Genomic DNA, 23,259 nt, shown 5'->3' with positions numbered 1-23,259 from the left:
GCCAAGGAGAATGACGTCGCCCGGCGACTGATGACGGTGCCGGGCATCGGGCCGCTGATTGCCACGGCCATCGCTGTTCTGGCGCCGCCACCCGAGACGTTCCGCAAGGCACGCGACTTTGCCGCCTGGCTTGGTCTTGTGCCTCGGCAGCATTCGACCGGCGGCAAGCAACGTCTCGGAGCAACGACCAGAATGGGCGAACGATCCCTGCGACGCCTGCTGATCATTGGCGCCAACAGCGTGGTGATCAAACGTAACGTTCACAAGGAAGCGCAGCCCGGAACATGGCTGGGCAGCCTGCTGTTGCGCAAGCCACCGATGCTGGTGCGGGTGGCTTTGGCGAACAAGATGGCGCGGATCGTCTGGGCCTTGATGGCTCGGGGTGGCATCTACCAGTCTCCGGTCGCAGCGGCGTAAGCCGCCGCAGATCGCGAGGACGTCGGAGCGGAAGAGGGCAAGGAGCAGTTTGGCGCAACAGTTGTGAGACGGGATCGGGAAAACCAGTGTGCAACAGAGTGCCTATGAGCACGCGGCTTTGATCTGGACCCGACCTTCGAACACCATACGGGCCCTGCGGCATGGATCGCGCCGCATCATGAGGCCGGACACATGTCAGCACCCGACAACGCGCCAAGATCAGCTTCAAAATCCCTCTTGCGCTTGGGGCGGTTACACATGTTGCACAAATCTGCTGATGGCCGGGGTTCCCCTTTCCCCGGACAGACCTATCCCACGGCCTCTGTGACAGGGGTTCCGAGCGCGGTGTAGCCGTTCAGAACGGCGATACGGACCTGGAGCTCAGCGACCTGTCGGTCGAAGTCTCTTGCCATGAGGCGCTGCCCCAGCAGTTTCACACAGTGCATCTTCGTTTCGACGCGGCTTCGGCGGTGGTATCCGCTCCATCGTCGCCAGAGGGCTCGGCCGAGGTGTTTGGAGGCGCGCAGGGCTTCGTTTCGAGCGACCGCGCCGACGGTGACGGTCTTCCATGGCTTGGCGTTCTTGCGGGGCGGGATGACGGCGTGGGCGCCGCGGTCGGCAATGGCGTCGTGGCATTTGCGGGTGTCATAGGCGCCATCAGCCGTAACGCTGCCGATCTCCTGGTCCTCCGGGATTTGGTCGAGAAGGTCGGGTAGGATCGGCGCATCGCCGATTTGGCTTCCAGTAATCTCGACGGCTCGGATCTCCAGTGTTTCCTCGTCGATCCCGAGGTGGATCTTGCGCCAGACGCGGCGTCTCGGGCCGCCATGCTTACGTGCATGCCATTCGCCTTCGCCCTCGACCTTGATGCCAGTGCTGTCGATCAGCAGGTGCAGCGGGCCTCTCGATCCACGGTAGGGAATGCTCACGGCCAAGGTCTTCTGGCGGCGCGACAGCGTGCTGAAGTCGGGAACGGTCCAGTCGAGGCCAACCAGCCGCAAAAGGCTCTCGACGAAGCCCGCCGTCTGCCGGAGCGCCATGCCGAACAGCACCTTCATCGAAAGGCACGTCTGGATAGCGGCATCGCTGTAGGTCTGATGTCGGCCACGCCTGCCTGTCGGCGCGGCATCCCAGTTCATCGAAGGGTCGAACCAGATCGTCAGCGAGCCCCGGCGCTTGAGCGCTTCGTTGTAGGCTGGCCAGTTGCGGGTCTTGTAGGTCGACGGTGTAGGTCTGCTCATGCAACCCGGCTACCACACTGGATTCACGAGATGAATCCCTCACCCGATTTGTGCAACAGAGCCGCTGTTCGTCGAAATAGCACCACTGCGGGATCACGATCCACGGCTTGCCGAGGGCCAGCACCTCGTGACCGAGTTGCCGGCGCTGGACACGACCAGATCGGCGGCGGCGAGCCAGTCCGCCGCCCGGTCGGTCCAGCCGAGGTGCCGCAGGTTTCCGGGGTCGGTCGCGTGCCAGTCGCGCGCCAGCGGGCCGATCGTGACCCACAGCGCGTCCGGCATCGCCCGCGCGCCGACGGCGACCGAGGCGCTGCTGCCAGCCTCGCCCGCCCCGGCGCCGGCGGCGACCACGACCAGCCGCCGGCCAAGGTCCAGCCCCAGGGCCTGCCTCGCGCCGATCCGGTCCGCGGCGGGCGGCACGCCGAGGCCGGGGGCATAGTGGATGCGGCCCGCCCAGTCCGCCCATTCCGGTTGCGCCAGCGCGGTGTGGCAGGGTGCCAGCAGGCCGACGGCGCCGTCATAGGCGGCGCGGTGGGCCGCGTCGGTGCGGGTGCCGTGCTGCAGCACCTTGACGTGCGGGACCGAACACAGCCGCGCCAGCTGTGCGACCTCGGCCGAGACGTCGGCGATCATCAGCGCCGGGTCCGCCTCGTCGAACCACCGCGCCATGCGGGCCATCGCGGCGCGGATGCCGGGCCAGCCCAGCGGGGCGCAATGGACCGTGCGCGGCGCCGGCTCGGCCTGCATCGCGGGGGCCTCGAGGCCGGTCGGCTGGAACAGCGAGGGGAGCGCGATGACCTCGGCCCCCGCCGCGCGGACGGGGGCGGGGACCGCGTCGGGGTCGGCGGTGAACAGCGTCACCGGCCGCGCCGGCAGCAGCGCGCGGGCCAGCGCCCCGGCGCGCTGGACGTGCCCGCGGCCCTGGTGGTGCACGAAGATGCCGACCGGGCGGGGGGCCGTCATGCCGCGCTGTCCCGGACGCCAGCCTCGAAATACGCCAGCCCTTCCAGCACGCCGGCGGCGTGGGCCGCGCGGGCGCGATGGCGCCGCGGTCCGGGGCGCAGCGAGCGCAGGTCCGGGTCGTCGCCGACCAGCACCGCGCGCCAGCGCCCGTCCAGCATCGCCAGGTCGTTGCCGCTGTCGCCCGCCACGATCACCGCGTCGTCGTCAAAGCCCAGCCGCGCCGCCAGCCAAGCCACAGCGTGCCCCTTGTCAGCGCCCGCCGCCATCACGTCGATCAGCGTGCCGTGCGAATGGACGACCGTCGCAGGCAGGCCGGCCGCGGCCAGCCGCGCGCGGATCGCCGCCGCCAGCGCAGGCGGGCCGACGAAGCCCAGTTTGCCGGCGCGCTGCTCGATTGCCGCCTGCCAGTGCAGGCCGGGCAGGCCGTCCAGGGCGGCGGTGATCGCCTTCGGGTCGAACCCGTCGCGCGAGCGGCACGTGTAGTCGTGGTCCTCGACCATCCGGCCCGCCGGGTCGCGCCGATAGATCTCGCTGCCGGCCGAGGTGATCAGCGCCTCGGGTTCAGGCAGGTCCCAATCCGCCAGAATGCGTCTTGCCTCGGACACGGATCGGCCGGTAGCGACCGCGAAGGCCAGCGACGGGTCCGCCTCGATCCGGTCGCGGAAGCGGCGGGCGGCGGCGCGGTCGCCCGTCAGCGTCCCGTCGATGTCGCAGACCAGCAGCGTTCTGGCCGCACGCGCCCGGACGGGCGCGCGCAACGCCCGGATCACCCGCGCCAGCCGCGCGGCATAGCTGTCCCAGCCCAGCCCCGGGGCGGCCCGGCGGGCGGCGGCCGCGTGGCGGGCGTGCGCCGCGGGGTCCAGCAGCGCGCCTATCACCTCCGCCAACGCTGCGGGATCGCGCGTTTCGGCGGCGACGCCGTGCCCGATCGCCTCCGCCACCTCCGCCGCGCCGCCACGCTGCGGCACCACGCAGGGCAGCCCGGCCGCGGCTGCCTCCAGCGTGGTCAGCCCGAACGGCTCGACCAGCGCGGGATTGACGAACACCCCGCCCTGCGCCGCGGCTAGCGTATACAGGCCGCGCACCTGCGCGCGGTCGTGCACGGCCGGAAGCGCCACGCGGCCGGCCTGCCCCGTCAGCCCCGTAAGCGCCGTCTCGATCTGCGCGATCTGCGCGCGCTGCTCGGGGCAGCCCCAACCCGGCCCACGCTGTCCGGCGAGGATCACGAGGTTCGCGCGCTCCTGCAGCGCCCGGCTGCCCGCATAGGCCGCCGCCAAGGCAACGAGGTTCTTCTTGTCGACCGGCCGCGCGATCGCCAGCACGAAGGGCCGGCCCGGATCGCGCAGCGCCCCGGCCAGCAGCGCGCGCCCGGCCGTCAGATCGCGCTGGTCGCACCCTAGTGCGACGCCCGGCCGAACCTGGTGCACCCGCCCCAGCGCAGCCCCATCGTAGAGCCCGACCTGGCGCTCGGCCTCGTCGCGCGAGGACACGACGATGGCGTCGGCCTCCGCCAGCGCGCGGCTCTCGTCCGCAAGGCGGGCGCGCAGCGCCGCGCCGGCGGGGGCGCCCTTGTCGGCGCCAAGCGAATGCGGGGTATAGATCACCGGGATGCCGAAGCGCTCGCGCAGCGCGAAGGCGATCGCGGCGGCGTCCGAGAAGTGGGCGTGGATCACGTCCGGCCGCCGCGCCTCTACCGCGATCCAGCGGGCCATCGCCTCGGTCAGCGCGGGAACCTCCGCGCACAGACTCTCCTTGCACAGATAGCCGGACACGTGTCCGGCAAAGCGGCGGATCGCCAGCCCCTCGCCCACCCGGGTCACGGCCTCTCGCATTCCGCCGCGAGGTCCGCGGGCAGGTCACTTGCCGCAAAGCGGCGGGTGAGGATGTCCACACGGGCGACGTCGGGCCGCCGCGCCTGCGCCGCCGCCGCGCCGAGGAGGTAGGCGATGTGCCCGCCGGTGTTCTCGGTCGCCCCGTAGGGCACCGGCTCAGGCACGAGGCAGCCGCCAAGCGCGATGTGGGCGATGACTAGGCCGCTCATCGCTGGTGCCAGGCGCGGGCGATGCGAGACGCGGCGATGTCGGGGCGTGCGGTCATGGCGGACATGCTCAGATAACGTTCTCGGCATCATTGCGTTGCAGGGCGCGGAATGGTTGCCGTGGGACCATGCGCCTTGGCCCGTGCGTGCCTTGCGCGGCCGGCGCCGTCACGCCCGGACTCGCGTCCACAGGCCTCTCAGCCGTGCGGACGGGCGCTGCCACCGCGACGTCGCGGCGTCCGCCGCCGCTGCAGCCACAAGCGCCACCTTTTCGGCCCCCGACGTGCTGACCCGCCGGCCATCGAAGCCCGGTCCGGCGCGAAGGATCTTGCGCCCAATGGCGCGATAGACGCGCAGCGCCGCCGCGATCGACCAGGCGGCCTGCACCGGCAGCTCGGCGAGCCCGCCGCGGGCCGAGGCGTAGTAGGGCTCGGCCTCGGACACCAGCCGGGCGATCACGCCGTTCAGCGCCGGTGTGCCGGGCGCATCCACCCGCGCCCCGGCCGCGTCCAGCCAGTCCTGCGGCAGATAGACCCGGCCGATAGCGGCATCGTCCTGAACGTCGCGGGCGATGTTGGTCAGCTGAAACGCCAGCCCCAGGTCGCAGGCGCGGTCCAGCACGTCCTCGTCCCGCACACCCATCACGCGGGCCATCATGACGCCGACGACGCCGGCGACGTGATAGGCATAGTCCAGCGTATCGGTCAGTGTCGCGTAGCGCCGACCCTCGGCGTCCATCGTGAAGCCGTCGATCAGCGCCAGTGGCCAGGCGTCCGGAAAATCGTGCCGCCGCGCCACCGTCCGCAGGGCGGCAAAGGGCGGCGCCATCGGCCCGTCCCCGTGCAGGGCCGCCAGCGTGTCCGCCCGCAGCTGCGCCACCGCCGCGGTGGCGTCGTGCCCATCGGCCGGGGTGGCACCCGACACTTGCCCGTCCACCACGTCGTCGGCGTGGCGGCACCACGCGTACAGCATCACCGTGTCGTCCCGCACCGCGCGCGGCAGCAGCCGCGCGGCCGCGGCGAAGCTGGTCGAGCCCTTGGCGATGGCCTGCTCGGAGGCGGCAACCAGCTCGCTCATGCCGCGCCCGCGTCGGCCAGCATGACGCCCGCGGTTGCCTTGGCTGACCCGACCACGCCCGGGATGCCGGCACCGGGATGGGTGCCGGCGCCGACGATATAGAGGTTGCGGATCGCCCGGTCGCGGTTGTGGGGGCGGAACCAGGCGGACTGCGCCAGGATCGGCTCCACCGAGAAGGCGCTGCCGTGGTGGGCGTTCAGCTGGCTGGCGAAGTCGGCGGGGGTGAAGATGCGCTGCACCCGCAGATGCCGGCGCAGATCTGGGATCACCCGGCGCTCCAGCGCGGCGAGGATGCGGTCCGCATAGGCCGGACCCTCGGCCGCCCAGTCGACCCCGGCCCGGCCCAGATGCGGGACCGGGGCGAGCGCGTAATGCGTGGACATGCCCGGCGGCGCCAGCGTCGGGTCGGTGACGCTGGGGCTGTGCAGATACAGCGAAAAATCCTCTGGCAGGGCCGGGCCGCGGAAGATCTCGGTCACCAGCTCGCGATAGCGGGGGCCGAACAGGACGGTGTGATGCGCCAGCCCCTCGGGCACGCGGTCCAGGCCGAAATGGACGACGAACAGCGACATCGACCAGCGCTGGCGGTCCAGGATCGCCGCCTTGACCTTGCCGCGCCGAGTGCCGGTCAGCAGGTCGCGATAGGTGTGCATCACGTCCGCGTTGCTGGCGACCATGTCCGCCGCGATCTGCTCGCCCGAGGCGAGCCGCACGCCGGTCGCCCGCGCGCCCTCGGTCTCGATCCGCGCCACCGGCGCGTTCAGCCGCAGCGTGCCGCCGAGGCGCTGGATCAGCGCCAGCATCCCCGCGACCAGCTTGTTGGTGCCGCCCTGCGCGAACCACACCCCGCCGCGCCGTTCCAGCGCGTGGATCAGCGCATAGATCGCCGAAGTCGAGAACGGGTTCCCCCCGACCAGCAGCGTGTGGAACGAGAACGCCTGCCGCAGCTGCGGATCGCGGATGAAGCGGGCGACGACGCTGTGGACCGACCGATACGCCTCCAGCTTCACCAGCGCGGGCGCGGCCTGCAGCATCTGGCGGAAGTTCAGGAACGGCACGGTGCCGAGGCGCAGATAGCCTTCCCGATAGACCGCCTCGGCATAGTCGTGAAAGCGCCGATAGCCCTCCACGTCGGCGGGGTTCAGCTTTGCGATCTCGGCTTCCAGACCCGCGCTGTCGCCGACATAGTCGAAGCGCGCCCCATCCTCCCACAGCAGGCGATAGAAGGGCGAAACCGGCAGCAGCGTCACGTCGCGCGCCATGTCCTGCCCCGACAGCGCCCACAGCTCGCGCAAGCTGTCCGGGTCTGTGATGACGGTGGGGCCGGCGTCAAAGACGTGGCCCTGGTCGTGCCAAACATAGGCCCGGCCGCCGGGGCCGTCGCGGGCCTCGAGGATGGTCGTGGCGATGCCGGCGGACTGCAGGCGGATGGCGAGCGCCAGCCCGCCGAAGCCCGATCCGATGACAAGGGCGGTGCGGGGCTGGCTCATCGGGCATCCTTCAACAGGGGGGATTCGGGCAGGCAAGGCAGGGCGTCGCGGATCGGGATGGGCGGCTTGCCGGTCACGATCCGCAGCTTGTCGAGCGTGGTCAGGCGGCCGGCATAGAAGCGTTCGATCAGCGGCTCGGGCAGGCGATAGAAGCGCGACAGGACACGGCGGCGCTCGTCGGGTGCGCAGCCGCGGAACAGCATCCGGTTGAGCAGGCGCAGGAAGCGGTCGCCGTGCGCCTTGCGCAGGGCGAAGTCCCGCACCGCGGCGCGGATGGCGGCGGTGGTCGGGTCTGCCGCCGCGATGACGTCCGCGACCTGCACGGCGACCGGCAGGGAATAGCCGGTGACGGGGTGGAACAGCCCCGCGCGCAATCCAATCGGCACGGCGCCGTCCTGCGCGGCCCAGAAGCCTGCGGCGTCATGGGCCAGCGCGATCGGCAGCACTCCCCGCTCGCGCCGGACCTCGCGGCCCTGCCAGCCGTGGACGGCGGCGTAGTCCGTGATGGCGGCGATCAGGTCCGGCTCGGCCAGACCGGCGCCGTCGCTGTAGCGGGTATCCTCGATCAGCAGCCGGGTGGGCGAGAACGGCAGCAGATAGACGAAGCGGTAGCCATCCAGTTGCGGCACCTTGGCGTCCATGATGAGCGGGCAGATGACGCCGTGGGGGGCGTCCATCTCGTATTCTACGCCGACGAACTTCTGATAGCCGGCGACCAGATGCCGCGACGGGCGCAGCCCGCGGGCGTCCAGCACCGCGTCCGCCGTCAGCCGCGTGCCGCCTGACAGCGTGACGGCGTGCGCGAGCACCTCGGCCGCAGTCCGGCTCCACAGGGTCGTCGCGCCCGACCCCGCGACCAGTTGCGCCAACCCACGCCCGTCCAGCGAGGCATAGCCGGCCTCCAGCACCCGCCCGTGGTCCGGGAAGCGAACCTCCTGCAAGGACCAGCTGGCCCGCAGGCCGGGGGCAAGGCGGTCGCGCCAGACGGGGGGCAGGTCGGGGTGGTGGAAGGACCAGGTGTGCCGGTCGGACGGACCGGGCGCCGCGTCCAGCAGCGTCACCGGCAGACCCGGCCGTGCCGCCCGCAGCGCAAGGGCGGCCAGCGAGCCGGCCAGCCCGGCGCCGACGATCAGGACGCCGCTCATGGGGCGGCCCCGATCAGCGCCTCGACCCGGTCGGCGGCGCGGGCGGTGCCGCCGCCGGCGGCGAGTTCGGCGGATTTCACAGCCAGCGCAGCGCGGCGGTCGGCGCCGTCGAGCACGTCCCGCAGGGCGGCGCGCAGGCGGTCCGGCGTGGCGCGGCGGGGCGGGACGACGACGGCCAGCCCGTGATGGGCCAGCCGGGCGGCGGTGGCAGGCTGCTCGAAGGCAAGCGGCACCGCGACCATCGGCACCCGCGCCGCGACGCAGTCCAGCGCGGTGTTCATGCCCGCATGGGTGATGCATACCGCCGCCCGCGCCAACACCGCCGCTTGCGGCCACAAGGCGCCGGCGTGGACGTGGGGGGGCAGGGCGCGGACGTCGGCCTCGGTTAGCGTTCCGGCATGGGCCAGTGCCACCTGGATCCCCATCCCCTCGGTCGCCGCGACGATGGACGCCAAAAGCCGCTGCCGGTCCCCCGCCAGCGTCCCCAGCGACGCGAAGACCAGCGGCCGGTCGTCAAGCTCCAGCGGCTCGGGGACGCCGGCGTCGCGAATCGGGCCGACGGGAGCCGCGCCAAGGGGCAGGGGGTGCGGGTAATCCAGCCCCGGCACCAGCTGGCGCAAGTCCAGGTCGGGCGCGATCCATTCGTCGATCCGCTCGCGCAGCGGCAGGCGGTGATCGCGGCAGCCGCGCCGCAGCACCCGGCGCTGCAGCGTCAGCAGTGCGTCGGTCACGCGCCAGCCGCCGCGGTTGCGCCGGCGGCCGGCCTCGCCCGCAAGATACGGCCACTCCACGAAGGGCGGCGGAATGCCCTCGTCGCGGTCCATCGGCAGGGCGGCCGCCAGCGTGGCGCGGCGGACCCCCGCCGCCTCGGCCGCCAGCGAGGCGCCCGGCTCAGCCTGATCGGCGATCACCAGGTCGGGCGCCAAGGCTGCCAGCGCCCCCGGCCCGGACCGGACCCACAGCGCGGTGTCCCGCGCCGTCGCCACCAGCGTCCGCGCCAGCCCCGCGCCGCGCAGGTCGGCGCCCGCGCCCGGCAGGGCGTGGAACGTCAAGCACTCGCGCGCCGCCAGCGGTTCCAGCCGCTGCCCGCCGACCAGCATCACCCGGTGGCCCCGCCGGGCCAGCGCCCGCCCCAAAGCGCCGTGGACGGCGGCGTGGCTGGGCAGCGCCGGCAGGCACAGGGCGATGCGGGCCATCAGTCCTCGCCCCGGTCGGGCCGCCAGGCGTCGGGGTGCTGCGACTGCCGCCGCGCCAGCACGCCCGAGGAACGCAGCCGCGCCTTGAGATCGTCCACCGGCGGGGCATAGACGAAGCCGAAGCTGACACAGTCGTCGCGCCCCTCGACCGCGTGATGCAGCCGGTGCGCCTGATACAGCCGCCGGGCATAGCCGCGTTTCGGTACCACCCGGAACGGCCAGCGCTGATGGACCAAGCCATCGTGGACGACGAAGTAGATGACGCCATACACGCTCATCCCCACGGCGATCCACCACAGCGGCGGCCACCAGCGGCTGCCCAGGGCGAACAGCGCGATCGAGAACGCCGAAAACACGAAGGCGTAGAGGTCGTTCTTCTCAAATACCCCGTGATGGTCCGGATCGTGGTGCGAAGCGTGCCAGCCCCAGCCGAGCGGCCCGTGCATCACCCAGCGGTGGACGGCATAGGCGACACCCTCCATCACAGCGACGGTGGCCAGGACGATCAGGACAGCGCTCATCGCGCGACCCGCGTCTTGGGCAGCGCCCACCACGGCACGGCGGGGTGCAGGTGATGTTCGTGGTGAAATCCACCGAAGTGGAAACAGGTCAGCAGCGACAGCGGCACGCTGAGCGCGGTGGAGCGGGCGCGGTGGCGGTCGGTGAACGGCGCCCCGGCCTCGCGGTGCGGCAGCCAGGTGCCGAAGACGAACAGCTGGATCGAAGCGAGGATCGACGGGATCGCCCAAAAGGCAACATAGGGCCAGCGCGGGCCAAGGATCAGCGCATAGGCAATGGTCGCCCCGCCCAGGACCACCACCTCGCGCAAGCCGAAATAGGTGCGCACGAAGTCCAGATACCACAGCACGACCGGCCGGTGGCCGTGGCCGAAGTCGGGATCGCTCGCGGTCCCCGCGTAGAGGTGGTGGGCCATGTGCTTGACGATCAGCTTGCGCCACGAGAACCCGGCATAAAGCGTCAGCGCAACCCGCCCGATCGCGGCGTTGACCCACGGGTAGCCCGGCGCCAGTGCGCCGTGCATCGCGTCGTGGGCGATGATGAACAGCCCGACCGACAGCCATGTCAGCCCGGCAAGCGCCAGCACGGCCTGCCCCGGATGCGCCAGCGCGTCCAGCCGCCACACGGCGGCGACATGCAACGCCAGCCAAGCGGCGGTTACCCCGACGGCGATCCCGAGGCTGGTCAGGGTGGGGCGGCGAAGGCGTGTCATCCCGGTCCCCACGGAAAAGTCGTGTGACTGCGACAATCTATGCGCCACCTGGTTTGATTTCCAGCGGGGGCAACAGTGGTGCCTGCCGCAGGGCGGCAAGGTCGGCCGACCCGGTGCAGAACATCGCAATGCGTAGCTGCGCGATCACTTGCTCCAGATGCGCGCACAGGGCCTCGACACCGGCGCACGCCGCGGGCAGCGCCCCGGCCGCCTGCCCGGCAAGGTCTGCCCCAAGGCGGATTGCTCGAGCAACGTCCAGCCCGTCCCGCACCCCGCCCGATGCAACAAGCGTCACGCCTGGCTGCAGGGCCGCAGCCATGTCCGCCACGGCCTGCGCCGTGGGGATACCCCAGTCGGCGAACGGAGCCGCAAGGTCGCGCAAGGCCTGATCCCCCCGCTCGCCCTCGACCCGTGCCCAGCTGGTGCCGCCGAGGCCCGCGACGTCGATCAGTTGCGCGCCTGCCTCGATCAGCCGCAGGCCCACCTGCGCCGACAGCCCCGCGCCCACCTCTTTGACGCCGACGGGCACCGGCAGCGCGGAACAGACTGCGGCGATCCGGTCCAGGAGGCCGGCAAAGTTGCGGTCGCCCGCAGGCTGGATCGCTTCCTGCAACGGGTTGAGGTGCAGAATCAGCGCGTCGGCCTGAAGCATGTCGACGGCGCGCCGGCAGTCATCGATCCCCATGTCACAGTTCAGTTGGACCGCGCCAAGGTTGGCAAGAATCGGCACGTCTGGCGCGCACCGGCGCAGCCCGCGCAGGCCGGCGTCACCCCGCCCTTCCAGCGCGATGCGTTGGCTGCCCACGGCCAGGGGCAGGCGCAGTGCTTGGCAAGCCTCGGCGATTGCTGCGTTGATTGCCTGGGCCTCGGGCGGCCCCCCGGTCATCGCCGACACCAGCAGCGGCGCGGCAAGCCGGCGGCCGAACAGCGACGTGGCGGTGTCGATCGCGGCAAAGTCCAGGTCGGGCAGGGCATTATGCACGAAGTGAACCGCCTCGAAGCCGGTCGTGCGGCTTTGCTGACGGCCGCGGCCATCAGTGATGATGGTCAGGTGATCGGACTTTCGGGTCAGGATGTCGGGTTGTCCGCCCCCGGCAACAGGACGCTCAGCCATGGGTCAGACGCCGGAGCGGACCGGCCAGCACCAGGGCGATCCCGAAAAGTGCCAGCCCTGCGACGGAGCGAGAACCGGAAGCGGCGTTATCCACCGCGATCCCTAGCAGTGCCCAAGCGACAGCCGCGTGATAGGTCGGCGCGTCGGCATACCGGGCGCCCACCACCAACGCCATCACCAGGACGAACGGCAGGACGATCAGGGCCGCCGTTGTCGCGTCGGTGACGCCGTACCCGCCCAGCAGGACGCCCGCCGCCACCCCCGTGGCCGCGGTCAGCCACCCGGCGTACAGCCCCAACGGCCAGCGCAGCCAGACCCGGTCCGATGGTCCCGCTTGCACAAGCGCCATCACGGCCCCGATCAGCATCACGATGATCATCACCGTTGCCAGCGGAGGCGAGGCATTGGCGGCGGCGATCCAGAACGTCCCCACGGCCAGGCTGACGGCCAATGCAGGCCGCATCGCTGCCCAATCCGGGGCCGCGCGCCGACGCAGCAGACCGAAGACTGCGCCGGCAATCAGCCACGCATAGATCACCCCCCAGATCGGAAACGCCCAGCCGGCGGGCTCGATGGGCCAATCCTCCAGCACGACCGGAAACTGTCCTGCCGTGAAACCGCTGAATCCGTCCGAGGCCAGCGGCGACAGGACGAACGCAACGGTCAGCAGCAGGATCAGGATAGCCATGCGCTGTCTCCGGTCAGGGCCCGTGAGGTGGCCAGGCGTTATTTAGGGCCTTTCGGTCAGCCGCCTGGGGGAATATTCTGTCCCAGATGAACGACTTTATCAACATCCGGTCGCATGAATTGCAGCAGAACGGTCTGACCGACTGGACCAGCGAAGCGCGGTCGTGGCGCCATGCGATCGACGCCCGGCTGGCCGAGCTGTGCCCGGCGTTTTCGTGCCGCGTCCCGGCCCTGGGCCGGGCCATGACCGATGCGGTGACCGCTCCGGGCAAGCGGTTTCGCGGCGTGCTGATGGCGATGCTGTCCGGGCGGCTAGGCGTGACGTCCCCCGCTCTGATCGATGCTGCCTGCGCGGTCGAGTTGATCCATACCGCATCGCTGGTGATCGACGACCTGCCAGCCATGGACGGCGCCGTGCTGCGTCGCGCGCAGCCCACCACCCACGTCGCCCACGGCGAGGCGCGCGCGATCCTGGCCGGCATCGCGTTGATGTCCGAAGCCTTCCGCATCTTGTCGGCGCTGCCGGGTGTCGATGGGGCGACACGAGCCGAGGCGGTCGCCGTGTTGGCAGAGGCGGTCGGCCCGGCCGGGCTGTGCGGCGGTCAGGATCTTGACCTGCATGACGGCAAGTCGCTGGCCTCGGTCACGACCGAACAGGATCTGAAGACCGGCCAGCTGTTCGACGCGGCGTTTCGGATCGTCGCAATGATCAATGGCTGCGACGAGGGGCAGATCGCGCAGCTGAGCGTACTGAGCCGCGATCTGGGTCGGGCGTTCCAATCCTATGACGATCTTCTGGACGTGATCGGCGCAGGAACCGGCAAGACGACGCGCCGCGACTGCGGCGCGTCGGGGCCGGACAAGGGGCTGCTGGCAGCCACTGGGGTTGAGGGCGCCGTGCACCACTATCGCGCAGTCCGCATGGCGTTGCAGACCGATTTTTCGTCGCTGTGGTTCGACGCGCAGGGCGTGCGCGACTACGTCGGCGCGATCCTGCCCGACGATCCGCCCTGGCCGGGCTGAGGTCGGTCGATGCAAGGGGACCGCGCGGTGTGCTGTGCTTCGTCATGGGGACGCTCATCATGCACGGCACGATCGGGCTGGCGATGGCGCAGCAGCGGCGCTGATCGCCGTGCTGCGCGTGCTGGTCGTGCCGCTGCGGACTATGGACTGCCGTTCTTCACGGCGTCCGGGACCGTCGATCTGGGGCAGGGACCGCAGGCGGTGACGCGGCAGGCGTGGCTGGACCGCGAATGGTCCAGCCAGCCGCTGGCCGCGGACCAGACCGGGTGGGACTGGTTCTCGCTGTTCCTGGACGACGGGCGGCGGGTGATGGCGTTCCGGCTGCGCGGGGACGCCGACTATCTGTCGGGCACGCTGGTCGGGGCGGACGGGCAGTCCACGCCCCTGACCGGCGCCGACATCGCCCTGACGCCGCTGCGCCCGCAGGCGGGCGTGCCGGTCGCCTGGCGGGTCGGCCTGCCGCGGCTGGGCCTCGACTGGACGGTGAGCGCTGAACCCGGCGGCGTTCATGACCACGCAGGTGCCCTATTGGGAGGGGCCGGTGCGGGTCGAGGGGACGGTCCCCGGCCGCGGCTATCTTGAGATGACCGGCTATCCGCCCGGGCGCTGAGCGGCCGGCGTCAGCGCCCGCTCGATCTCGCGGAACAGGCCGCTGATCAGCAGGGCAAGCGCCGCGACCACCGCGCCGCCCTGCACGACGAAGGCGCTGTTCGAGGACAGAAGGCCCGCGATGATGACCTCGCCCAGCGTCCGGGCGGCGACGGTCGACCCGATGGTGGCGGTCGACAACGCGATGATCGCCGACAGCCGCACGCCCGACAGGATCACCGGCAGGGCCAGCGGCAACTCGACCGCGCGCAGGCGCTGCGCCGGGGTCATGCCGGTGCCGCGCGCAGCCTCGATCACCGCGGGCGGCACGCTGGCGAGGCCGGCGAGCGTGTTCTCGAAAATCGGCAGCAGGCCATAGAGGATCAGCGCCAGCAGCGTCGGCCCGGCGCCGAAGCCCATCGCCGGGACCGCCAGCGCCAGCACGGCGACCGGCGGGAAAGTTTGCCCGATGCTTGCCACCGACCGCGCCAGCGGCAGCAGGTCGCGCCCGGCGGGCCGGGTGACGAAGATCGCGAAGCCGACGGCGACAGCCGTGGACACCGCCACCGCCGCCCCGACCAGCGCCAGATGCGACAGGGCCAGGCGCAGCAGGCTCGTCTGCGTATAGATCGCGGGGGCGCCGTTCGTCGTCAGCGGCCGCAGCAGCGGCGCGAAGCGGTCGGGCGCGATGAGGAACGCCGCCAGCGCGGCGGCCAGCAGCACCAGCCCCACCCGCCTTGTCACGGCCGCCCGCCCTGCGCCGCCCGTTCCAGAGCGGCGAGCGTCACCACGCCCCCGCCCGCGACCGGCAGCGCGGCAAGGCCACGCCACAGGCACAGCGACAGTGCGTCGCGCTGGCTCAGGTCGCGCGGGACCGGGGCGCCCGGCGCCTCGCCGGGCTGGACCAGTGCCGCGACTGGCTCGAGCGCCAGCAGGTGGAACGGCCGGTCCGCCGCGCCGACGAGGTCGCGGACGAAGTCGCTGGCCGGCCGGGTCAGAATCTCGCGCGGGGGCGCGTATTGCAGCAGGCCGCCGCCGTCCATCACCGCGATCGTGTCGCCCAGGGCGAAGGCTTCGCCCATGTCGTGGGTGACGACGATCAGCGTCGTGCCCAGCTCGCGCTGGATGGCGCGCAGGTCGTCCCGCGCGCGGGCGCGGATGACGGGGTCCAGCGCGCCGAAGGGCTCGTCCATCAGCAGCAGCTCGGGCCGGGCAGCCAGCGCACGGGCGACGCCGACGCGCTGCTGCTGGCCGCCCGACAGCTGGTGCGGATAGCGGCCGGCGAACTCGGCCGGGGGCAGCTGGAACAGGGTCAGCAGCTCGTCCACGCGGGCGGCGATGTCGCGCCGCGGCCAGCCGAGCAGGCCGGGGACGGTGGCGATGTTCTGCGCGACCGTGCGGTGCGGGAACAGCCCGTGGTCCTGGATCGCATAGCCGATCCGCCGGCGCAGCAGGTGCGGGGGGATCGCCGCGGTATCCTCGCCGGCGATGCGGACGCGGCCCGAGGATGGCTCGACCAGCCGGTTGATCATCCGCAGCAGCGTCGTCTTGCCCGACCCCGAGGTGCCGACCAGCGCCGCGATCTTCCCGCGGTCCACGGTCAGCGTCACGTCGTCCACGACGGCGCGGCCGTCATAGAGGCGGGTCAGGCGCTCGACCTCGATCATGCGGCCCCCCGGCGCAACTGCGCCACGGCGATGTCCAGCGCGACCCCCGCGACCAGCGCCAGCGCAATCGTCGGCAGCGCACCCAGCAGGATCAGGTCCATCGCCGTCTGGTTCAGTCCCTGGAAGACGAAGGCGCCGAAGCCGCCGCCGCCGATCAGCCCGGCGATCACGGCCAGGCCGATGTTCTGGACCAGCACGATCCGCACCGCGGCCAGCAGCACCGGCAGCGTCAGCGGGATCATCACCTGCCGCAGAACCTGTCCGCGCGTCATCCCGAGGCCGGCCGCGGCCTCGCGCAGCGGCGCGGGGACGGCATCAAGGCCGACCACGGTGTTTGCGACGACGGGAAGCAGCGAATACAGGAACAGCGCGACCAGCGCCGGGAACACCCCGATCCCGGCGATGCCCGCCGCCGCCGCGCCCGGCACATGCGCCGCGACCCAGCCCAGAGCCGGGATCATCACCCCGAACAGCGCCAGCGAGGGGATCGTCTGCACCACGTCCAGCACCCCCAGCACCGCCGGGCGCAGCCCTCGCTGCAGGTGCAGCGCGATGCCCAGGGGCAGCCCGATTGCCAGCGCCGCACCCAGCGAGGCGAAGGCCAGCCGCAGGTGCCGCACCGCCTCGGCCCGGAACTGCGGCGCGCGGGCGGCGTATTCGCGCAACACCGACACATCGGCGAGGACGCCCGAGCGCAGCAGCGCCGCGACCGCCGCCACCCCCGCCGCCAGCAGCAGCCATCGCAGCGCCGGCCGCGCCTCCAGCCGGGCCGCGCCGTCCGCGGCCAGCAGCAGCGCAGCCAGCAGCATCGTCCAGAACCCCGCCGCGGGCGACACCCGCGCCAGCGTCCCGCCCCCCGCGCTCAGCGCTGTCGCGGCCGCGCCGAGCGCCAACGTCAGCCCCAGCCCCGCCGCGGCCCCCAGGGCCAGCCGCAGCGCCGGCCGCTGCCGACCCAGCGCCGCCAGCAGCAGCACGGCGGCGAGGCCGGCCAGAACCGCCGTGCCCCGCGCGCCCAAGGCGGCGGGCAGGGTCAGCGCCTCGCCCGCGACGATCCGGTTGGGGCGGAACTGGACGAAGGGCAGGGCCATCCCGCCCAGGCCGATCAGCGCCGCGACGGCGCCGGGCAGGTCGGGCGCGACCGCGCGGCGCGGCAGGCCGGTGGCGCGCAGGGTCGTCACGGCCCGGCCTGCGCGCGCGCGTTCACTTGATGATGCCCTTTTCGGTCAGCCAGGCGCGGGCGACGGCCTCGGCCGGCTCGCCCCCGACCTGGATGCGGGCGTTCAGCGCCTGCAGCGTCTGCAGGTCGAGCCCGGCGAAGACCGGGTTCAGCAGCTCGGCGATCTGCGGGTATTCCTTCAGCACCGCCTCGCGCACCACCGGCGCGGGCTGATAGACCGGCTGCACGCCCTTGTCGTCGGCCATGACGACCAGCCCCGCCGGCTCGATCCCGCCGTCGGTGCCATAGACCATCGCCGCGTTCACGCCCGAGGTCTGCTGCGCCGCCGCGGCAATGGTGGCCGCGGTGTCGCCGCCGGACAGCTGGACCAGCTGATCGGGCTTCAGCGTGAAGCCATAGGTCGTCTGGAACGCCGGCAGCGCGGCGAGCGAGGTCACGAACTCGGTCGAGCCGGCCAGCTTGACCTTGCCGCCCCCCGCCACCCACGCGCCGAAGCTGGTCATCGTGTCCAGCTTCTGCGCCTCGGCCACGTCCTTGCGGACCGCGATCGCCCAGGTGTTGTTCGCGGGCGAGGCGTCCAGCCAGATCAGGCCCTTGGGCCTATCCAGTTCGGCCGCGCGGGCATACGCCTTGGCGGCGTCCTTCCAGACATCGCTGTCGGCCTCGTTGTGGAAGAAGGCAGCGTTGCCGGTGTATTCGGGATAGATGTCGATCTGCCCCGAGGTGATCGCCTCGCGCACGATGGGCGTGCCGCCCAGCTGCAGGCGGTTCTGCACGGGCAGCCCGGCGTTCTGCAACGTCAGCAGAATGGCGTTGCCGAGCAGCCCGCCCTCGGTGTCGATCTTCGAGGATACGACGATGTCCTTCGCCGCGGCGGCCTCGGCCGAGGCCAGCGTCAGGACGACGGCGGCGGCTTTCAGGATGGTGTGGGTCATGGTGCCTCCGGCGTGGGTCAGGGTGTCAGGTCAGTCGCGCAGGTCGACGGTGCCCTCGCCGGGGCGGCCGTTCACTTCGGCCCGTTCGGCGACGACCTCGATCAGCGTCAGGCCGGGAGTGTCGATGCCTTGGGGGAACCAGCGGTCCAGCTCTGCAGTCCAGTGCGCCTCGAACAGGACCCGGTCGTCCTGATGCAGCCGCGCGGTCCCCTGCAGCGAGATCCACGTGTCCCCGGACTGAAAGTCCAGCGTCGTCGCCGGGTTGGCGGTCAGCTCGCGCAGCTTGCGGGTGTCGCCGTTGGAAAAGAACCAGTTGCTGCCGTCCCAGTCGACCTGTCCGTTGTTCGACATCGGCCGGCTTGAAATGCCCCCGTCGGCGGACAGGGTGGCCATGAAGCACAGGTCCATGCCCCGCATCGATGCGGCGACGTCCTTTCGGGTCGGGGTTCGGCTCATGTGAAGGCTCCTTGGCGTTGGGTGGCCGGTCCTTGGCGTGTCCGGCATAGAGTGATCGAGTGTTCCATTAAAACGCAATGGCCGAATTGTGCGCGGCGCGGAACCCGCTGGCCGGGAACGACATTCGGGACGACATTCCCTGTCCACCGTCACCAGCGGCCTGACCTAACGATGAGACGACTCGGCAGCCGCAATGCAGGCTATGACGACCGGCGGCGGGCGCTCCTCGAGATGCTCACCGACCGCCTGAGCGATCGGTCGGACGGCTGGCCGACGATGCGCGAGCTGGCCGCGGCGGCGGGCTGCAGCGTCTCGACACTGCGCCACTATTTCGGACGGCGCGAGGACGTCGTCGTCGCCGTCCTTGCCCACATCGCACGGGGCACGGAAGAACAGCTTGCCGCGACCCGGACGGTCGAGGGGGCATTCGCCGTCTCGATCGAGCGGGTGGTCCGACGCGCGACCGACGCGCTGTACGATCCGGTGATCGGCCGCCTGCTTGCCATGGGGCTGATCGAATCGCTCAGCGCACCGGATGTCGGCCCCACTTTCCTTGACACGATGCTGGACCCGTTCGTCGTCGCCCTGGCCGAGCGGCTGCAGACCCACATCGCACGCAGGGAAATGCGCGATGTGGACACCCGGCTGGCGGCAATGGCGATCATCTCGCCCATACTCGTGGCGGCACTGCATCAGAAGCGCCTGGGCGGCGAGACCTGTCGGCCGCTGGACCCGGATGCGCACGCACGGCAGATCGCGCGGATGTTCGTCGCCGCCTATGGCACGGATCGGTCATCCGACGGGTGATCCGGCCGTGCCGGGCGCGCTGCGTCGCCATATGCCTTCAGCGCGGCTAGATGCGCCGCCGCCGCGGCGCGCAGCGCGGCCTGCTCCTCGGCCGGTTTGGCGGCCCAGGCCTTGACGATCACCGCCATGCGGTGATTGCCCGCCCATCGGTCCGCGTGCCGGGCGATGAAGTCCCAGTAGAGCGCGTTCCACGGGCAGGCGGCCTCGCCCAGCCGCTGCTTCGGATCATACCGGCAGCCGCGGCAGTAGTCGGACATCCGGTCGACATAGGCCGCGCTGGCGGCATAGGGCTTCGTCGCCAGCAGCCCACCGTCCGCGAACTGCGACATGCCCAGCGTGTTCGGCAACTCGACCCATTCATAGGCGTCGACGTAGACGCCCAGATACCAGCGGTGGACCTGCGCCGGGTCGGCGCCGATCAGCAGCGCGTAGGTGCCGGTGATCATCAGCCGCTGGATGTGGTGGGCATAGCCGTGGGCCAGCGTCTGGCCGATCACCTCGGCGAGGCAGGCCATGTCGGTGTCGCCGGTCCAGTAGAAGTCGGGCAGGGGCCGCGTCGCGCCCAGTGTGTTCATCGCGGAATAATCCGGCATCTTCAGCCAGTAGACGCCGCGGACATATTCGCGCCAGCCGATGATCTGGCGGATGAAGCCCTCGACCGCGTTCAGGGGCGCGCGGCCGGCGCGGTATTCGGCCTCGGCCCGGCGGCACAGGTCCAGCGGGTCCAGCAGGCCGAGGTTCAGATAGGGCGAGAGCAGCGCGTGGTGCATCCATGGCTTTCCGGCCAGCATCGCGTCCTGCGTCTCGCCGAAATGCGGCAGGGCTTCGGTCAGGAAGCGATCGCGCGCTGCCTCGGCCCCAGCGCGGGTGACCTGCCAGCGGAACGGGGTCAGGGCGCCGAAGTTGCCGGGGAAGCGCGCGGCGACCATCTCCAGCACCTCGGTGGTGACAGGGTCGTCCGCGCCGGCTAGCGGCTCGGGCATGAACAGGCTAGGGCGGGCGGGCTTGCGGTTCTCGGCGTCAAAGTTCCAGCGGCCGCCGGCGGGCTGATCGCCGTCCATCAAAAGGCCCGGGCGGCGGCGCATGAAGCGGTAGAAATGCTCCATCACCAGGCTGCGGCGGCCGTTCGCCCAGGCGGCAAAGTCAGCGCGTGTGCAGAGGAAGCGGCGATCCTCGCGGATCAGGACCGGCAGGGCGAGGCGCTCCTCCCACCCCTCGATCTCGTCCTGCAACCGCCACTCGCCCGGCTCGGTCACGACCAGAATCGCGGCGCGGTGGCGGGCGATCGCCTCGGCCGCGGCGGTGGCGAAGTCGGGGACGCCTTCGGGCAGGGTGCGATAGTCCACGGTCCAGCCGGCGGCGCGCAGCTCGGCTGCGAAGTGGCGCATGGCGGCGAAGACGAGGGCCAGCTTCTGCTTGTGGTGGTCGACGTAGCCCGCCTCGCCCGCGACCTCGGCCATCAGCACCACGTCGCGGCCGGGGTCGGCCCCGTCGAAGGCCGACAGGTCCGGCGTCAGCTGATCGCCGAGGATCAGGATCAGGCGGCGGCTGCTGTTCACCACTCGACCGCCGCCCCGCGGACGTCGTGAAAGCTGCCAGTGTCGGCCGGGCCCAGGCGATCGATGACAGCCAGCAGGCCCGCCGCCGCCTCGGCCGGGGTCAGGCGCGGGCGGCTCGCCGCGTAGCGGTCGGTCAGCGGCGTCGAGACGGTGCCGGGGTGCAGGGCAACGACGACGCTGCCGGGGCGGGTGCGGGCCAGCTCGACACTGGCCGTGCGCAGGATCTGGTTGGCGGCGGCCTTGGCGGCGCGATAGGCGATCCAGCCGCCCAGATGATTGTCGCCGATGCTGCCCAGCCGCGCAGTCAGACCGGCGAAGACCGGCCTCGGCCCGCCCAGCAGCGGCGAGAAATGCTTGACCGCCAGCGCCATGCCGGTCGCGTTCAGCGCGAACTGCGCCGCCATCGTGTCCGCGCTGATCTCGGACAGGCGCCGCTCGGGGCCGTGGCCGTCGATGTCCAGCGCGCCGGCCGCGTTCACGATCAACTCGAACGGCGCAGCCAGCCGGCTGGCGGCGGCGGCGAGCGACGCCTCGTCGGTCAGGTCCAGCCCGTCTCGGCGCGACAGCCCGGTGACCTCGGCCCCCCGCGCGGTCAGCGCGTCCACCAGCGCCCCGCCGATCCCGCCCGAGGCGCCGAGGATCAGCGCCCGGCTCATCCCGCGGCGCCCATCTGCGCCAGCGCGGCCAGCGCCCGGGCGCGGCCCTCGGCCAGCCCGATCACCGGGCGCAGCCGCGCGCTGGGGTCCAGCCGCCACGACCGGGGCACCGCCTCGAAATAGCCCGAGCCCGGCGACAGCCAGCGCGACCGATAGGCGCCGGTCGGATCGAACTTCTGCGCCTGCAGATCCGGGTTGAAGACGCGGAAATAGGGCGCGGCGTCCGGCCCGCTGCCCGCCACCCACTGCCAGTTCATCGCGTTGCTGGCCGGGTCCCAGTCGGTCAGGCAGTCGTCGAACCAGGCCGCTCCCACCCGCCAGTCGGTCAGCAGGTGCTTGCACAGGACGCTGGCGACCACCATCCGCACCCGGTTGTGCATGGTGCCGGTCACGAACATCTCGCGCAGGCCGGCGTCGACCAGCGGGATGCCGGTGACGGCGCGGCGCCAGGCCTCGGCCTCGGGGCCGTCGCCCTGCCAGGGGAAGCGGTCCCATTCGGGGCGGAAGTTGGCGGTCGGCAGGTCGGGACGGGCCACCAGCAGCGACCAGGCGAACTCGCGCCACATCAGCTCGGACAGCAGCTTCTGCGGGCCGCTGCCGGGGCGGTCCGCCACGGCGGCCCAGATCGTGCGGGGGCCGATCTCACCGACCGCCAGCGCCGCGGACAGGCCGGTTGTGCCGCCGGGGCGGTCGATGCGGTCGCGGCTGGCGGCGTAGTCCTCGACCGGGCCGTCGAGGAAGGCGTGCAGCTGTGCCAGTGCCGCCGCCTCGCCGGCCGGGCGGGCATGGGCGGCGAGCACCGTAGCGCCGCGGTTCATGTCGGGGGCGAGGTCGGGCAGCGGCTTGCCGGGGGCAGGGCGCCAGTCGATGCGCGCCGGCATCCGCACGGGCGGCGGCACGCCCAGGGCGCGGGCGGCGCGGGCAAAGGCCGACTGGACCTTGAACGGCTGTCCCTGCGCATTCCGCACCGCGCCGGGAGGCAGCAGCGTCGCCCCGTCGTGCAGCACCAGCCGCACCCCGGCACGGTCCAGCGCCGCGCGGGCGGCCTCGTCGGCGGCGATCCGGCGCGGCTCGGGCCAGGCGAGCGCGTGGACCTCGGCCGCGCCCAGCTCGGCGGCGAGGGCGGGCAGCACCGAGTCCGGCGCGCCGGTCCGCACCGTCAACGCACCGCCCCGCGCGCGCAGGTCGGCGTCCAGCGTGGCCAGCGCCCGGCCCAGCCGCCAGCGCGTCGCGGCGCCCTGGGCGGTCAACACCGGCTCGACCAGGACCACCGCCGTCACCGGCCCGGCCGCCGCGGCGGCGGCCAGCGCCGCGTTGTCGGCCAGCCGCGCATCCCGCCGCACCCACCAGATCGCCCCCCTCATGCCGCGCCTCTCGCCTGTGTCGCCGCCACGCCGGCCGACGCGGCCGCCGTTTCGATGGCGGTGCCCGTGATGCCCGCGCTCTGCGCCCGGGCCGCCTTTCGGTGGCGGCTCATCCGGCGTCCGTCCGGGCAGGGTCGGGAAGGGAGGCCCCGACCGGCGCCTCCCGGGCAGCGGCCAGCCGCTCCAGCAGGTCGGCGGTCCGGGCCATGCGCTGCACCGGGTCCTCGATGGCCTCGGGGCAGACCAGCACGTCGTCGCGCCGTTCGATCACGTCGCCGAGGCCGCATTCGGCCGGCACCACCGCCGCGCCGGCGTGTCCGAAGCGGTGGACGAGACCGCCGCGGCGCTGATCGCGCTGGCCACCGCGCGGCAGGCGGCGAGCGCCCCGGTGCTCGAGGCCGACCCGGCCGCCTGCGAACGCTTCGCAG

Annotated in this window: 24 protein-coding genes and 1 pseudogene; 4 read left to right on the top strand and 21 right to left on the bottom strand. The window is 72.2% G+C overall.

Going from position 1 to position 23,259, the window contains the following annotated elements; translation table 11 throughout:
* The coding region (locus IC63_RS12345; protein ID WP_036720846.1) for an IS110 family transposase at positions 1-417 on the top strand (417 nt) is incomplete at its 5' end.
* A gap of 308 nt (positions 418-725) precedes the next feature.
* Here IC63_RS12345 and IC63_RS12340 read toward each other — a convergent pair.
* The 12 genes from IC63_RS12340 to IC63_RS12290 all read right to left on the bottom strand — a co-directional run bounded on the left by IC63_RS12340 (position 726) and on the right by IC63_RS12290 (position 12,600).
* Complete coding sequence (locus IC63_RS12340; protein ID WP_036720844.1) at positions 726-1,658, bottom strand: IS5 family transposase; 933 nt, start codon at positions 1,656-1,658, stop codon at positions 726-728.
* 93 nt (positions 1,659-1,751) lie between these two features.
* Entirely contained in the window at positions 1,752-2,621 is an 870-nt protein-coding gene (locus IC63_RS12335) for a glycosyltransferase family protein (protein WP_052042208.1), read from the bottom strand.
* Positions 2,618-4,453, bottom strand: a complete 1,836-nt coding sequence (locus tag IC63_RS12330) for an HAD-IIB family hydrolase (RefSeq protein WP_052042207.1) — start codon at positions 4,451-4,453, stop codon at positions 2,618-2,620. The genes IC63_RS12335 and IC63_RS12330 overlap by 4 nt, the downstream gene beginning before the upstream one ends.
* Positions 4,438-4,662: a hypothetical protein gene (locus tag IC63_RS17000; RefSeq protein WP_052042206.1), complete on the bottom strand. Its 225-nt coding sequence runs from the start codon at positions 4,660-4,662 to the stop codon at positions 4,438-4,440. Before IC63_RS17000 ends, IC63_RS12330 begins: the two co-directional genes overlap by 16 nt.
* A 165-nt stretch (positions 4,663-4,827) precedes the next feature.
* Positions 4,828-5,736, bottom strand: a complete 909-nt coding sequence (locus IC63_RS12325; protein WP_036720825.1) for a phytoene/squalene synthase family protein — start codon at positions 5,734-5,736, stop codon at positions 4,828-4,830.
* Positions 5,733-7,226, bottom strand: coding sequence for a phytoene desaturase (locus tag IC63_RS12320; protein WP_036720823.1), 1,494 nt, complete (start codon positions 7,224-7,226; stop codon positions 5,733-5,735). The genes IC63_RS12325 and IC63_RS12320 overlap by 4 nt, the downstream gene beginning before the upstream one ends.
* Complete coding sequence (gene crtY, locus IC63_RS12315) at positions 7,223-8,371, bottom strand: lycopene beta-cyclase CrtY (RefSeq protein ID WP_036720821.1); 1,149 nt, start codon at positions 8,369-8,371, stop codon at positions 7,223-7,225. The genes IC63_RS12320 and crtY overlap by 4 nt, the downstream gene beginning before the upstream one ends.
* The gene (locus tag IC63_RS12310) at positions 8,368-9,567 is read right to left on the bottom strand and encodes a glycosyltransferase (protein ID WP_052042205.1); all 1,200 of its coding nucleotides are present in this window, start codon (positions 9,565-9,567) and stop codon (positions 8,368-8,370) included. The genes crtY and IC63_RS12310 overlap by 4 nt, the downstream gene beginning before the upstream one ends.
* Positions 9,567-10,088 (bottom strand): sterol desaturase family protein, encoded by a 522-nt coding sequence (locus tag IC63_RS12305; protein WP_036720840.1) that lies wholly within the window; start codon positions 10,086-10,088, stop codon positions 9,567-9,569. Before IC63_RS12305 ends, IC63_RS12310 begins: the two co-directional genes overlap by 1 nt.
* Positions 10,085-10,798: a fatty acid desaturase gene (locus tag IC63_RS12300; RefSeq protein ID WP_036720819.1), complete on the bottom strand. Its 714-nt coding sequence runs from the start codon at positions 10,796-10,798 to the stop codon at positions 10,085-10,087. Before IC63_RS12300 ends, IC63_RS12305 begins: the two co-directional genes overlap by 4 nt.
* Positions 10,799-10,835: 37 nt before the next feature.
* Complete coding sequence (gene fni, locus IC63_RS12295; protein WP_052042204.1) at positions 10,836-11,912, bottom strand: type 2 isopentenyl-diphosphate Delta-isomerase; 1,077 nt, start codon at positions 11,910-11,912, stop codon at positions 10,836-10,838.
* Complete coding sequence (locus tag IC63_RS12290; protein ID WP_036720817.1) at positions 11,905-12,600, bottom strand: tryptophan-rich sensory protein; 696 nt, start codon at positions 12,598-12,600, stop codon at positions 11,905-11,907. The genes fni and IC63_RS12290 overlap by 8 nt, the downstream gene beginning before the upstream one ends.
* A gap of 86 nt (positions 12,601-12,686) precedes the next feature.
* Here IC63_RS12290 and IC63_RS12285 point away from each other — a divergent pair, with 86 nt between their 5' ends.
* Positions 12,687-13,622: a polyprenyl synthetase family protein gene (locus IC63_RS12285; protein WP_052042203.1), complete on the top strand. Its 936-nt coding sequence runs from the start codon at positions 12,687-12,689 to the stop codon at positions 13,620-13,622.
* A 9-nt stretch (positions 13,623-13,631) separates the two neighbouring features.
* Positions 13,632-14,232, top strand: a pseudogene (locus tag IC63_RS19195) (lipocalin family protein).
* Here IC63_RS19195 and IC63_RS12275 read toward each other — a convergent pair.
* Genes IC63_RS12275 through IC63_RS12255 form a run of 5 tightly spaced genes read right to left on the bottom strand, consistent with a single transcriptional unit; the run spans position 14,214 to position 18,445 of the window.
* Positions 14,214-14,954, bottom strand: a complete 741-nt coding sequence (locus tag IC63_RS12275) for an ABC transporter permease (protein WP_036720816.1) — start codon at positions 14,952-14,954, stop codon at positions 14,214-14,216. The pseudogene IC63_RS19195 and the gene IC63_RS12275 overlap by 19 nt on opposite strands.
* Positions 14,951-15,877 carry an ABC transporter ATP-binding protein gene (locus IC63_RS12270; protein ID WP_036720813.1) on the bottom strand — a complete coding sequence of 309 codons (927 nt, stop codon included), beginning with the start codon at positions 15,875-15,877 and terminating at the stop codon, positions 14,951-14,953. Before IC63_RS12270 ends, IC63_RS12275 begins: the two co-directional genes overlap by 4 nt.
* Positions 15,874-17,055, bottom strand: a complete 1,182-nt coding sequence (locus IC63_RS12265) for an ABC transporter permease (protein WP_232222603.1) — start codon at positions 17,053-17,055, stop codon at positions 15,874-15,876. The genes IC63_RS12270 and IC63_RS12265 overlap by 4 nt, the downstream gene beginning before the upstream one ends.
* Before the next feature lie 22 nt (positions 17,056-17,077).
* Positions 17,078-17,989, bottom strand: a complete 912-nt coding sequence (gene osmF, locus IC63_RS12260) for a glycine betaine ABC transporter substrate-binding protein OsmF (RefSeq protein ID WP_052042201.1) — start codon at positions 17,987-17,989, stop codon at positions 17,078-17,080.
* A gap of 30 nt (positions 17,990-18,019) precedes the next feature.
* Complete coding sequence (locus tag IC63_RS12255) at positions 18,020-18,445, bottom strand: pyridoxamine 5'-phosphate oxidase family protein (RefSeq protein ID WP_036720811.1); 426 nt, start codon at positions 18,443-18,445, stop codon at positions 18,020-18,022.
* 171 nt (positions 18,446-18,616) lie between these two features.
* Here IC63_RS12255 and IC63_RS12250 point away from each other — a divergent pair, with 171 nt between their 5' ends.
* Positions 18,617-19,252, top strand: coding sequence for a TetR/AcrR family transcriptional regulator (locus tag IC63_RS12250; RefSeq protein ID WP_052042200.1), 636 nt, complete (start codon positions 18,617-18,619; stop codon positions 19,250-19,252).
* Here IC63_RS12250 and IC63_RS12245 read toward each other — a convergent pair.
* From IC63_RS12245 to IC63_RS12230, 4 genes are all read right to left on the bottom strand, one after another.
* Positions 19,222-20,811 carry a cryptochrome/photolyase family protein gene (locus IC63_RS12245; protein WP_052042209.1) on the bottom strand — a complete coding sequence of 530 codons (1,590 nt, stop codon included), beginning with the start codon at positions 20,809-20,811 and terminating at the stop codon, positions 19,222-19,224. The genes IC63_RS12250 and IC63_RS12245 overlap by 31 nt on opposite strands.
* Positions 20,808-21,467: an SDR family NAD(P)-dependent oxidoreductase gene (locus IC63_RS12240; RefSeq protein WP_036720809.1), complete on the bottom strand. Its 660-nt coding sequence runs from the start codon at positions 21,465-21,467 to the stop codon at positions 20,808-20,810. Before IC63_RS12240 ends, IC63_RS12245 begins: the two co-directional genes overlap by 4 nt.
* Positions 21,464-22,831 (bottom strand): cryptochrome/photolyase family protein, encoded by a 1,368-nt coding sequence (locus IC63_RS12235; protein ID WP_036720807.1) that lies wholly within the window; start codon positions 22,829-22,831, stop codon positions 21,464-21,466. The genes IC63_RS12240 and IC63_RS12235 overlap by 4 nt, the downstream gene beginning before the upstream one ends.
* 109 nt (positions 22,832-22,940) lie before the next feature.
* Positions 22,941-23,129 carry a hypothetical protein gene (locus tag IC63_RS12230; protein ID WP_232222602.1) on the bottom strand — a complete coding sequence of 63 codons (189 nt, stop codon included), beginning with the start codon at positions 23,127-23,129 and terminating at the stop codon, positions 22,941-22,943.
* Positions 23,130-23,259 lie beyond the last annotated feature (130 nt).

It is taken from the genome of Paracoccus sphaerophysae, from assembly GCF_000763805.1.
In the GTDB taxonomy this organism is placed as follows: domain Bacteria; phylum Pseudomonadota; class Alphaproteobacteria; order Rhodobacterales; family Rhodobacteraceae; genus Paracoccus; species Paracoccus sphaerophysae.
Note: the sequence above shows the minus strand (reverse complement) of the source record. Positions and strands in the feature narration are given on the sequence as shown.

What these genes read in the sequence shown, in the direction of transcription:
- IC63_RS12340 (WP_036720844.1), bottom strand. Translation starts at nt 1,658, where the DNA reads ATGAGCAGACCTACACCGTCGACCTACAAGACCCGCAACTGGCCAGCC.
- IC63_RS12335 (WP_052042208.1), bottom strand. Translation starts at nt 2,621, where the DNA reads ATGACGGCCCCCCGCCCGGTCGGCATCTTCGTGCACCACCAGGGCCGC.
- IC63_RS12330 (WP_052042207.1), bottom strand. Translation starts at nt 4,453, where the DNA reads ATGCGAGAGGCCGTGACCCGGGTGGGCGAGGGGCTGGCGATCCGCCGC.
- IC63_RS17000 (WP_052042206.1), bottom strand. Translation starts at nt 4,662, where the DNA reads ATGAGCGGCCTAGTCATCGCCCACATCGCGCTTGGCGGCTGCCTCGTG.
- IC63_RS12325 (WP_036720825.1), bottom strand. Translation starts at nt 5,736, where the DNA reads ATGAGCGAGCTGGTTGCCGCCTCCGAGCAGGCCATCGCCAAGGGCTCG.
- IC63_RS12320 (WP_036720823.1), bottom strand. Translation starts at nt 7,226, where the DNA reads ATGAGCCAGCCCCGCACCGCCCTTGTCATCGGATCGGGCTTCGGCGGG.
- crtY (WP_036720821.1), bottom strand. Translation starts at nt 8,371, where the DNA reads ATGAGCGGCGTCCTGATCGTCGGCGCCGGGCTGGCCGGCTCGCTGGCC.
- IC63_RS12310 (WP_052042205.1), bottom strand. Translation starts at nt 9,567, where the DNA reads ATGGCCCGCATCGCCCTGTGCCTGCCGGCGCTGCCCAGCCACGCCGCC.
- IC63_RS12305 (WP_036720840.1), bottom strand. Translation starts at nt 10,088, where the DNA reads ATGAGCGCTGTCCTGATCGTCCTGGCCACCGTCGCTGTGATGGAGGGT.
- IC63_RS12300 (WP_036720819.1), bottom strand. Translation starts at nt 10,798, where the DNA reads ATGACACGCCTTCGCCGCCCCACCCTGACCAGCCTCGGGATCGCCGTC.
- fni (WP_052042204.1), bottom strand. Translation starts at nt 11,912, where the DNA reads ATGGCTGAGCGTCCTGTTGCCGGGGGCGGACAACCCGACATCCTGACC.
- IC63_RS12290 (WP_036720817.1), bottom strand. Translation starts at nt 12,600, where the DNA reads ATGGCTATCCTGATCCTGCTGCTGACCGTTGCGTTCGTCCTGTCGCCG.
- IC63_RS12285 (WP_052042203.1), top strand. Translation starts at nt 12,687, where the DNA reads ATGAACGACTTTATCAACATCCGGTCGCATGAATTGCAGCAGAACGGT.
- IC63_RS12270 (WP_036720813.1), bottom strand. Translation starts at nt 15,877, where the DNA reads ATGATCGAGGTCGAGCGCCTGACCCGCCTCTATGACGGCCGCGCCGTC.
- osmF (WP_052042201.1), bottom strand. Translation starts at nt 17,989, where the DNA reads ATGACCCACACCATCCTGAAAGCCGCCGCCGTCGTCCTGACGCTGGCC.
- IC63_RS12255 (WP_036720811.1), bottom strand. Translation starts at nt 18,445, where the DNA reads ATGAGCCGAACCCCGACCCGAAAGGACGTCGCCGCATCGATGCGGGGC.
- IC63_RS12250 (WP_052042200.1), top strand. Translation starts at nt 18,617, where the DNA reads ATGAGACGACTCGGCAGCCGCAATGCAGGCTATGACGACCGGCGGCGG.
- IC63_RS12240 (WP_036720809.1), bottom strand. Translation starts at nt 21,467, where the DNA reads ATGAGCCGGGCGCTGATCCTCGGCGCCTCGGGCGGGATCGGCGGGGCG.
- IC63_RS12235 (WP_036720807.1), bottom strand. Translation starts at nt 22,831, where the DNA reads ATGAGGGGGGCGATCTGGTGGGTGCGGCGGGATGCGCGGCTGGCCGAC.